The organism is Saccharicrinis sp. GN24d3, assembly GCF_052400645.1.
In the GTDB taxonomy this organism is placed as follows: domain Bacteria; phylum Bacteroidota; class Bacteroidia; order Bacteroidales; family Marinilabiliaceae; genus Saccharicrinis.
On sequence record NZ_JBQTGI010000011.1, the window covers coordinates 158,543 to 167,595 of the forward strand.

The window sequence follows — 9,053 nt, forward strand, 5'->3', positions numbered from 1 at the left end:
AATTTTTCAGTCAAAATGGAAAGAAACGAAAAGAACCAGGAAAGAAAAGATGCAGTAGCATTCACAGCTACGCAAACATTGGCCGCATTGATTAAAGCGGATGTGCAAAAAGCCGAAGCAAACAAAGAAGCTACGGTTAAGTCCGCAATTGGCTTTGCGGTAACACTACACGATTGTATGGATGAGATGTTTAACGAGAAACAGGAAAGCGAAGATTAAACGTCAACCATCAATCACCTCACACACAGGGGGAGCTTCTCCCCCCTTATTAATAACCTTTTTAAAAGAAAAAACATGAATAAAGCAGCATTGAAAAAAGCAATCCAGGAATCGGAGTTTATTTCTGACCCTGAAACATTTGAAGCGTTGATATCGGATGCAGATAAACTGGCAAAAGCTATCAATCCATTGGCCACCGGTTCCGATACCATCGCAACGGCTCACCTTATACTAAAGTTTGAAGATGCATTCCTGGAGGATGATGAAGAGCCAGTAACGGAATTAGAACAGGAGTAATACGCGCAGAAATGGATAAAAATACGATAGCAATCACAGAAGAAGTATTGAACGAAGCCATTGAATTGGTGGAGTTCAAGCGCATGGGTAAGAAAATGGTCATTTGCCTTATTACAACCAAGAATGGCCATGAGATAATTGGCCAGGCCGGTATTGTTGACCATCGCAAATTTGATGTATCACTTGGTGAAAAATTCTCATTAGTTGATGCAAAAAACAACCTGGCTAATCTCCTAGCTTACCAGGCACAAAGCAACCTACAGACAATACTAAAAGAAATTGAAAAGTAGCGTGTTATGGTATCTAAATTAAGACCTTTTTTAGCTGAAAAAGCGCAAAATAACGAGTTATCAGAGGACTTTTACAATGGCGTTGGGATTTCTTCCCAACGCATTGAAGCAATCATTTTTGGGCGGTGTGGTGCAACGATACGAGAAATAAACAACGTTGCAAAATACTACAATATCCCATCATCCGACCTGATAGAGCGTGAAGCTCCAAAGCTAATTGAGACAAAAACATGTGAGCATTGCCAGGAAGAATTTATACCAACCAACGCCAGGCAAGAGTATTGCTCCAACAAATGCAGAAACCGCGCTTTTCGCGCTAATAAGTAATATATGACAACAGATTCTATACAGCCAGGTCAAACTTATGAATCGCTCTACATGGATGGTGCAGTAGCAGATACATTCTATGTTACCAAAATAAAAGACGAAACCGCGCATTTAACCTCATTAACTACCAGTAAGCCGGTACGAATCGAACTCAATAAAATGCTGATTGATATGCAGCATGGACAATTAAAGCTAAAGAAATAGACCTATGAAAAAGCACTTCATTATTACAACAGATAAGAATACAGCACTTGCCATAGAAGAGCATTTTACGAGTTATGGCAGAGGACAAGATTATAGTTTTGAAATTGGTAAAGTTACCCATGAAACCGGGTTCAGCGATGTTCAGATTATAGCCAAAACTGATGCAGGGATAAACCCTGAACATATCTTTTTCTTGGGATTATATACAGGAATGCGAGTAGAACGAAAACTTATGCGCAATGACCATTAACATCACAATATCAGACAAAGTAATTGATTGGGCATTATGGATTGTTGCTATTTGGCTCTTCCTGGTATTCCTCAAAGTAATGCTTGACTTGTACGAACGTAGACTTAAAAAGAAGCTCGATGAATAAAAAACTACAAACCTTATTAACTAACCTGGCATTACTGGGAATGATAGCGGAATTAAGCTACATAAACAGTAAAAGCTTGCTTCACCTGGCTAACAACCAGGGGAGCATTCACCAGGCATTTGCGATAATTGGCGCAATATCTTTTAGTATTGTTACCATCATTATCATGCAGCAAAATCATTTAAAGTGGCAAAAGCTTGCCTTTCCTCTATTCGATGCAGCATTAGTGTTCTTAGGCTTTAACCTGGATATTCACCCGAATATGCGCATTTACTTAACTGTTTTCATGGCCATATTTGCCGGTCTTATCATGTACAGCCTGGGATTAATAGAATATAGGTCCGGTGAAACAAAAGAAACCAAAGAAATAGCCTACCAAAAGAACCGTGCAAACTCACTTGGTAAAGAGTTAGAAGCGACCAAAAGTAAGTTGAACGACACGCAACGAAAGGTTGATGAAATGCAAACTTACTATGCTGATTTGGAAAGTAACCAGGAGGAACTACAAAGTAACTTGATAATGGCGCAAAGTAAGTTGGAGGTGATGGAACCAATCTACACCAAACACGAGCTTGGTCGCATACGCAAAAAGAACCCCGATAACCGCACAGAGAGCGAAAAACAACTATTAGCAACCGTAAATTAAGCCTTATGAAATACGAATTAGACAATTACCAGGAAGTAATTAAGAATGCAGTACATGGTGATGGTGCTGCCTTGGCAAAGATTGATGCTCATTTGAAAAATTGGGTAAAACATGCCGGTATCGACCATGCCCGAATTGAAAAACAACAACTTTGTATATGGGCATTAGGCTACGGAAACCGACAACAAGTAGATGCCCTGGATGTATTAATGCAAGAAATGATTAACCAAAAAGAACTATAGCAATGGCTAAATTCAAGTACGAAATATGGACTAAGTACCTATCAGAAGACCCGAATACAGAACCTACATTATGGGTTACGAGAAAAACAATGAAAGAAGTTGGTAAGCTCTTAGGTTTATCACAGAACCAAGTTAGAGCAAGACTGCATTGGACGAAAGAGGGAAAAATAGGCAATCTTTGGCACGTAAAAGATGGCTGTTTTGGATATCAAATACTCAGATTAAAGAATGATTGACAGAGCGTTGGTAGTTAAAAAGGTTTGGCTTGACAAAATCTTTGATAATGGTAAGGTTTGGGAAATGCGCAGTTCCAGGACTAACATTACTGGCCGAATCGGATTAATAGAATCCGGTTCCGGTCTTATTGTTGGCGAAGCCACTTTAAAAGGATGTGTAGATTATGAAATTCCTAAAACGAACTATTTTAGGAGATTTCACCAGGTTGATGATTTGCAGCTCCTGGATAAATGGAAATATGCCTGGATATTGGAGGATGCCAAACGCTACGATAAACCAATACCTTATAATCATCCTAAAGGTGCAGTAATATGGGTTAAATTAGAACTGTAAAAATACGTTAGCGGCAAATATTTCTATCTTTGTAATAAATACATTAGCATGACAAGGTTAAAAATCATAAAATCAAAATACTTAGATGTTTATCGTAAAAAGCAACCGATAACTTTAAGCAAGCATTTCAAGAAATTGAAAGAAAGGCCATTTGAATTAAAATCGTTTGGATATTGGGCTGCATATTCATCTGTTTATTCATCAATGATTGAGGGAAACAATATTGATTTTGATACTTACTTAAAGTTTACTGCTTCGGGAATGAATACCAACAGTAAACCTATGCGCGAAATTGAGAATTTGAAAGACGCATATGAGTTTGCCAGTACCCATGCTTTGAATAAGAAAAATATCTTAGAAGCGCATAAAATATTGTCAAAGGAATTAGTTGAAGAGCAATATCAAGGAGTGATTCGCGATAAAGAGGTTTATATTTTCGGTGGAGGGGAATTAGTTTATACAGGAGCAAAAGCAGATATTGTTAAAGCTGAAATGGATAAATTATTTGACGACATTGCAATCTTAAGAAAAAGAGAAATGAGTATGACCGAAGTTTTTTATTACGCTTCAATGATTCATTTAACAATGGTTAAAATTCATCCTTTTGCAGATGGTAATGGACGTATATCACGATTAGTTGAAAAATGGTTTTTAGCTGACAAATTAGGTAAGAATGCCTGGTATATTGCTTCTGAGAAACTTTACAGAACACGCATTAAATCATACTACAAACATGTTGATTTAGGGACAGAATATGAAACGAATAACTTCAATTTATGTATTCCATTTTTAAAAATGCTTCCAATGGCATTGCGTATAAAATAAAATCAACCTACAAGTTGATTCAAAAAAAGGAGCATCCATTGTGGTTGCTCCTTTTTTTATGCTCTTATCGCATAACACTCTTAAAAGGCACGTTTTCACGCGGAATGCCAAAGCTATTATAAATCGACCGAACCTCTGCCGAATTAAGTATTTTGCGGTATCCGGTATCAAATCCCTTATTCTTCATCCAGGACGTTAGCGTTTTTACTGATACACCATATTCAAGAGCTAGTTGCTTCTTCGACTTCGCTTTTAAGTCGAGATTGTCGCAGTTTATACCATTGTTATTCATTGCACGTCAATTTTCTATAAACCAAAGTGCAACCAATCAATCACCGCTTTAAAGTTAACAATAAAATTTACGCTTCCAAGATACCGAAAGAAAACCCCCTAAAACGGAAGAAAACCCCCTAAAAGTGCGCAAAAACACCAAATAAAGAAAAATGAGGAAGCAAACGGAAGCAAGCCGAAAGTGACATTTTGCGCGGCTGCACCTTTGTTTCATGCAAAAGTTATTCGTTACATCATTAGTAGTTGCAGCAGCCGGATTCTTCGGTTATCAAGTCTTTAAAGACAAGATAAAAGCTGCCACTAAATCCTTTGTCAAGGAGAATTTTTCTATCCGCTTGTCGGGTTTAAGGATTCATAGACTTGACTTTAAAGGCATAGATGTTCGTGTAACCCTTGATTTGATAAACCTATCATCAATCACCGCCAAGGCTGAGAACATTCGAGCGGAAATCTTTTACATGAAGAATGGTTCACCCTCACCCCTGGCAACTACAACATTCCCGGATGCCATTACAGTAGCTCCAAAAGACACAACGCAAATCCCTGGTTTGCGCATTCAATCACCTTTAAAAAACCTGCTTTACAACTACAGCATGATTGCTGATACACGTGCAGAATTTAAAGTAGTGCTAACGGCCACTGTAAACGGACAGACATTTACTATCAATCAAAACTTTTCACGTTATGCAGCCAATTAAGTATTTAAACGGATTGGGTGTTGTAGCAAGCGGAAAGCGCACCCTGAAAGATGGAACCAGGTACGATAAGTATTTTGCTCCACCCAAAAGGCAAGATAAGTATTTGACTTATGCCGGTAATACCAATGATACGATTGGCTTTATGGCCGAGATTATCAAGAATACCCTGGCTGATACCAAAGCCATTGCCCCGGTGTTAAAAGGAAGTGATTTACGCACGACCCTGGATAACATCTTCTCCTTTGTATTTGACCACATCCAGTACAAGCCTGACGACCCTCAGAACGAGGAATTAAGGCGACCTGTACGCGCATGGGGTGACCGGATTACCGGAGTGGATTGCGATTGCTATTCCATTCTAATAGGTTCAATCCTAAGTAACCTGAACATTCCATTTGCTTTACGCATGGTAAAAATCGGAGGTAAATCATACTTCCAACATGTGTATGTAGTAGTGCCTAAGAATGGTCGCAGAAACGGCCTTACTACTGGCGATTACTACACAGTTGACCCTGTACTGGACACATTTAATGAGGAACATCCTTTCACCGGCAAATACGATTTATTTATGCAGCCAATCAAATACCTCAATGGTGTTCCCTCTGCTTCCTTGAATGGATTGCAGGGGAGCAACATTGACCTCTATTATTCAGAGGAAGCGGCAGAAACACCGCAAGAAAATGTCATCTTCTTTGATGGTCTTGACTACTACGACCGTGCTAACGTACCTGGCATTAATGGCCTAAACGGTTTACAGGGCTTAAATGGCCTGGGCTTTCTTAAAAAGATTTGGGGAGCCGTTAAAACAGCCGGTAAAGTCATCAAGAAAATTGGAGGAAAGACACTTAAAAAGATAGTGCATAAAAAAGATGGCACTAAACGAGGTGTATTCAAACTGTTCTCCAAAAAGGATAAAAACGCACAGGGCGCAATGCAACCAATGCAATCAAGAGGTTTGTCTCCTGTTTCGGTTACTGCACCAAAGTCATTAACACCAATAGGTACTCCAGGCACTTCTAATGCGAGTGTAAGCCCTAAAGACATGATTGATATTGCCAAGAACATGGATAACTCTATGGGCGTGGATTCAATCCTGAATTTAACCAGGGCAATGTTACCGGATAACACAATGGTTGCACAGTTAATTGATGCCAAGGCGCAAGCAACTGCCGCAGCAAATAAAGGTGTTAGTCCATTGGAAACGCGCTTAATGGCCAGTGATGCAGCTAAAGCACAAACCGCTGAAGCTAAAGTAATGGCTGCCGAAAATAAAGCTGACATGCTGCAAACCATGTACAGCATGAACCAGGGCAAACAGGCCGGATTCTCATTAAACAACCCAATGTCAATGCTGATGATAGGAGGTGTACTCCTTACCGGTATGATGTTGCTAAGACCAAAAACAGCCTAGCCAATGAACACTACTATCTACTACGCTCCTGATGCAGTTGGAAGCCTGGCTTCCATCTTCACCGATGGTACATACGTGTATGAACGTGTGCATCAATTGGGTTCGTTAGGTGCATTAGATGGATGGTTAAGGCGCATAGGTAAGAAGTTTAAAAAGCGTGTTCGCAAGATTGGTAAAGGCATTAAGAAGTTTGCTAAAGGTGCGGTTAAAGTGGCTAAAAAAGTAGGCAAAGTAACTATGAAAGTGGTTCGCAAGGCTTTACCAATAGTCAATACAGCATTGACTTTTATTCCTGGTGTTGGATGGGCGGCTAAAGCCGTTTTGACAGCAGCTGAATTAGGCATTAAAGCCTACGACAAGCACAAAGCCAGGAAAATGGCAAAAGCAAAAGCCAACCTAAAGCGCAAAATGGCTGAACTCAATAGCAAAACAACCAGGTTAGCTAAAAACGCCAACAAGGTTAAGCCAGTTCAGCGAGTTGACAAGGCTCCAATTTCACAAACGATAAACAACCAGGTAAAGCTTCGACCTATCAAACCGGCTGCACCGCAATACTCCGCTATGGACTTCATGCGGATTAATGCCGCAGTTAACCGCGATAAGGTGAAAGTTGATGATGTAGTCAACATCGTGCGAAACCAGGTGAGACAAAACTATTAACGACTTGAAAAATTAAACCGGCAATTGCCGAAAAACTAGAAAAATGAAAGCAGAATTAACAAAAGTTGGAGCCGTTGCCGGTGGTGCATTTATCGGCGGAGCTGCCATGAAAATGACAAAGAAAGCCGATGGGACTTCTAACCCAATCGGTTCAGTAGGAGCAACCGCTTTAGGTATTTACCTGGCGACAAAAGGAAAGTCTCCAATCCTTAAAAACCTTGGCCTTGGATTAGCCGCAGTTGGTGTGGTTGGTGTAGTTGGCAATGTAGCACAGAAAGTTCCTGCAATGCAGAAATTCACTCCTACCATCAACGGTTTAGGTGAGCTGTACGAGGACGAAGATGGAAACATCATCGAATTAGGTGGCATCAATGGACCTCAATTGGTTCAGGACGAAAACGGAAACACTTACATGGTCGATGGCCTTGAAGGTGACGAAATCGAGGACTTAGTAGGTCTTGCCGGAGACGAAGACTACGACGAAGAGTTCGACGAGTACGAAGACCTATCCGGAGTAGGCGAATTAGACGATTTAGTCTAAGCAAAAACAGCAAACAAGTGAAGAATACCACCGCTTCATTGCGGTGGGTTTTTAAGTAACTAACAAATAAAAAAGCAGTCAAATGTTAAAGACAGACTACACAAAAGGACAGCGCGTATTAGTCGCTAAAAAAAGTAAAATGAACAAGCAAATGCAAGCTGAATTTGCTGGGAAAAGAGTTCGTTTTATGGATTCAGATATTAACCACATTGTGGAAATTTCAACCGCAGGGGGTGTATATCCATTGTTACGTACTACCAATGATAAGGTTGTTGGTGTAAGTGACTTTGACAGCAACAAGCTTGAAGCCGGTGTTAATGCCGCAATCGAGCGTATTAAAGTTGCTTATGGTAAAGATGCCACAGTAAACAATACTGAAATCAAGGACATCGCTTTCTCATCATTGGCAAGCGCATTCCCTGAAGTATTGAAGCGTGCAAAGCTTATCATTAAGCAAGACAACAAAACCTTGTTAAAGCTTCCGGTTGAGCGTTTCACTCACGGTGCAGCTTCTCAAAAGACCCAGGGAGAGGAAGATTCTCTTGAATTAGGTACTCCGCTTGTTCTTATCGAGCAAAAGCCGGTTGACATCGAATTAGAGTTCGGTGCTGATTCAGCAATGGTACAAGGTGCTGACGACCATTATTTGCAAGTGCGCTTAATGGGAACTGAAACTGCCGCTAAGTAGGTTTTTTTCATAAAGAGGGTTATTAATTAACACGAACGAAAGGGTGGTGCGCGTCACCACCCTTTTTTCATTAAAGCAAAAGCACAATGGACAGAAAAGAATATTTCATCCAATCAGAAACAATTAGCTACGCTACCGGTACTGCCGCAGGAACTAAGCGCGAAGACATTACTTTAAGAGCAGACTTTGAGCGTTGTATTGGAGTGGCTGTATTTGAATCAGGAAACGGTGGTATTCCATCATACCGTATTGGTCTTGATGATAAGGACAAACAATACATTTCCGTGGTTCATAAAGACCTGTTAATGTCAGACAAAGCAGCCGGAATGAAGATTGAAGACCGTTTTATGAAGCAAAACATAAAAGCATCCGGTCAGAAAGTACAAATTTCAACCGCTATCCCTGCCTTGTTAACGGCTGACCTGGAGTATGATTTTGTATTCCTTTTGGAACGTGAACCACAGAAATAGTAAAGCATGAATCTACTCAAAATGAAAGTGGTGGTTGATTCTGCCACACAAAACAATGCAACCTTTGATTTGAATAATTGTGTTGGATTCACCGTTATAAACAACGGTGCAACTGATTGTACAATACATTATCAAGGTGGTGCAGCACTTATGACAGTTGCCAAAGGCACAGCGCGTGAGTTCCCTGGTCATTCAGGTTACACCTTTTTTGGCACAATGCAGATTAAGTTCGTTGGAGCTACAAAGGGTGACGTGGAAATCATTAAGAGTATTGCATCAACCGAAGAATCGTAAAGC

General features: G+C 40.2%; 19 protein-coding genes. 18 read left to right on the top strand and 1 reads right to left on the bottom strand.

The genetic code is table 11. From position 1 onward, the window contains the following. The first annotated feature begins 15 nt into the window (after positions 1–15). The 11 genes from ACT29I_RS14425 to ACT29I_RS14475 all read left to right on the top strand — a co-directional run bounded on the left by ACT29I_RS14425 (position 16) and on the right by ACT29I_RS14475 (position 3,997). Positions 16–219: a hypothetical protein gene (locus ACT29I_RS14425; protein ID WP_444793777.1), complete on the top strand. Its 204-nt coding sequence runs from the start codon at positions 16–18 to the stop codon at positions 217–219. A 75-nt stretch (positions 220–294) separates the two neighbouring features. After that, positions 295–516, top strand: coding sequence for a hypothetical protein (locus ACT29I_RS14430; protein WP_444793778.1), 222 nt, complete (start codon positions 295–297; stop codon positions 514–516). A gap of 11 nt (positions 517–527) precedes the next feature. Further along, complete coding sequence (locus ACT29I_RS14435) at positions 528–806, top strand: Gp49 family protein (RefSeq protein WP_444793779.1); 279 nt, start codon at positions 528–530, stop codon at positions 804–806. A gap of 6 nt (positions 807–812) precedes the next feature. Then, entirely contained in the window at positions 813–1,133 is a 321-nt protein-coding gene (locus tag ACT29I_RS14440; protein ID WP_444793780.1) for a hypothetical protein, read from the top strand. 3 nt (positions 1,134–1,136) lie between these two features. Beyond that, on the top strand, positions 1,137–1,337 hold the full coding sequence (locus ACT29I_RS14445; RefSeq protein ID WP_444793781.1) for a hypothetical protein: 201 nt from the start codon (positions 1,137–1,139) through the stop codon (positions 1,335–1,337). Positions 1,338–1,341: 4 nt separating this feature from the next. After that, positions 1,342–1,587 carry a hypothetical protein gene (locus ACT29I_RS14450; protein WP_444793782.1) on the top strand — a complete coding sequence of 82 codons (246 nt, stop codon included), beginning with the start codon at positions 1,342–1,344 and terminating at the stop codon, positions 1,585–1,587. Further along, positions 1,577–1,714: a hypothetical protein gene (locus ACT29I_RS14455; protein WP_444793783.1), complete on the top strand. Its 138-nt coding sequence runs from the start codon at positions 1,577–1,579 to the stop codon at positions 1,712–1,714. The genes ACT29I_RS14450 and ACT29I_RS14455 overlap by 11 nt, the downstream gene beginning before the upstream one ends. Continuing rightward, positions 1,707–2,360: a hypothetical protein gene (locus ACT29I_RS14460; RefSeq protein WP_444793784.1), complete on the top strand. Its 654-nt coding sequence runs from the start codon at positions 1,707–1,709 to the stop codon at positions 2,358–2,360. The genes ACT29I_RS14455 and ACT29I_RS14460 overlap by 8 nt, the downstream gene beginning before the upstream one ends. 5 nt (positions 2,361–2,365) lie before the next feature. Beyond that, on the top strand, positions 2,366–2,602 hold the full coding sequence (locus ACT29I_RS14465) for a hypothetical protein (protein ID WP_444793785.1): 237 nt from the start codon (positions 2,366–2,368) through the stop codon (positions 2,600–2,602). A 228-nt stretch (positions 2,603–2,830) separates the two neighbouring features. Next, on the top strand, positions 2,831–3,172 hold the full coding sequence (locus ACT29I_RS14470; RefSeq protein ID WP_444793786.1) for a hypothetical protein: 342 nt from the start codon (positions 2,831–2,833) through the stop codon (positions 3,170–3,172). 48 nt (positions 3,173–3,220) lie between these two features. After that, positions 3,221–3,997, top strand: a complete 777-nt coding sequence (locus tag ACT29I_RS14475; protein WP_444793787.1) for a Fic family protein — start codon at positions 3,221–3,223, stop codon at positions 3,995–3,997. 64 nt (positions 3,998–4,061) lie between these two features. Here ACT29I_RS14475 and ACT29I_RS14480 read toward each other — a convergent pair whose 3' ends face one another. Continuing rightward, positions 4,062–4,289 (bottom strand): hypothetical protein, encoded by a 228-nt coding sequence (locus ACT29I_RS14480; protein ID WP_444793788.1) that lies wholly within the window; start codon positions 4,287–4,289, stop codon positions 4,062–4,064. A 211-nt stretch (positions 4,290–4,500) separates the two neighbouring features. Between ACT29I_RS14480 and ACT29I_RS14485 the strand changes: the two genes are divergently transcribed. From ACT29I_RS14485 to ACT29I_RS14515, 7 genes are all read left to right on the top strand, one after another. Beyond that, positions 4,501–4,986, top strand: coding sequence for a hypothetical protein (locus tag ACT29I_RS14485; RefSeq protein WP_444793789.1), 486 nt, complete (start codon positions 4,501–4,503; stop codon positions 4,984–4,986). Then, the gene (locus ACT29I_RS14490; RefSeq protein WP_444793790.1) at positions 4,973–6,397 is read left to right on the top strand and encodes a hypothetical protein; all 1,425 of its coding nucleotides are present in this window, start codon (positions 4,973–4,975) and stop codon (positions 6,395–6,397) included. Before ACT29I_RS14485 ends, ACT29I_RS14490 begins: the two co-directional genes overlap by 14 nt. Before the next feature lie 3 nt (positions 6,398–6,400). After that, a complete protein-coding gene (locus tag ACT29I_RS14495; RefSeq protein ID WP_444793791.1) occupies positions 6,401–7,057 on the top strand; it encodes a hypothetical protein in 657 nt (218 codons plus the stop codon). Between the two features lie 43 nt (positions 7,058–7,100). Then, positions 7,101–7,598: a hypothetical protein gene (locus ACT29I_RS14500; RefSeq protein ID WP_444793792.1), complete on the top strand. Its 498-nt coding sequence runs from the start codon at positions 7,101–7,103 to the stop codon at positions 7,596–7,598. A gap of 82 nt (positions 7,599–7,680) precedes the next feature. After that, positions 7,681–8,286 carry a hypothetical protein gene (locus ACT29I_RS14505; RefSeq protein WP_444793793.1) on the top strand — a complete coding sequence of 202 codons (606 nt, stop codon included), beginning with the start codon at positions 7,681–7,683 and terminating at the stop codon, positions 8,284–8,286. An 86-nt stretch (positions 8,287–8,372) separates the two neighbouring features. Next, positions 8,373–8,756, top strand: a complete 384-nt coding sequence (locus tag ACT29I_RS14510) for a hypothetical protein (protein WP_444793794.1) — start codon at positions 8,373–8,375, stop codon at positions 8,754–8,756. A gap of 6 nt (positions 8,757–8,762) precedes the next feature. Next, on the top strand, positions 8,763–9,050 hold the full coding sequence (locus tag ACT29I_RS14515) for a hypothetical protein (RefSeq protein ID WP_444793795.1): 288 nt from the start codon (positions 8,763–8,765) through the stop codon (positions 9,048–9,050). Positions 9,051–9,053: the final 3 nt, after the last annotated feature.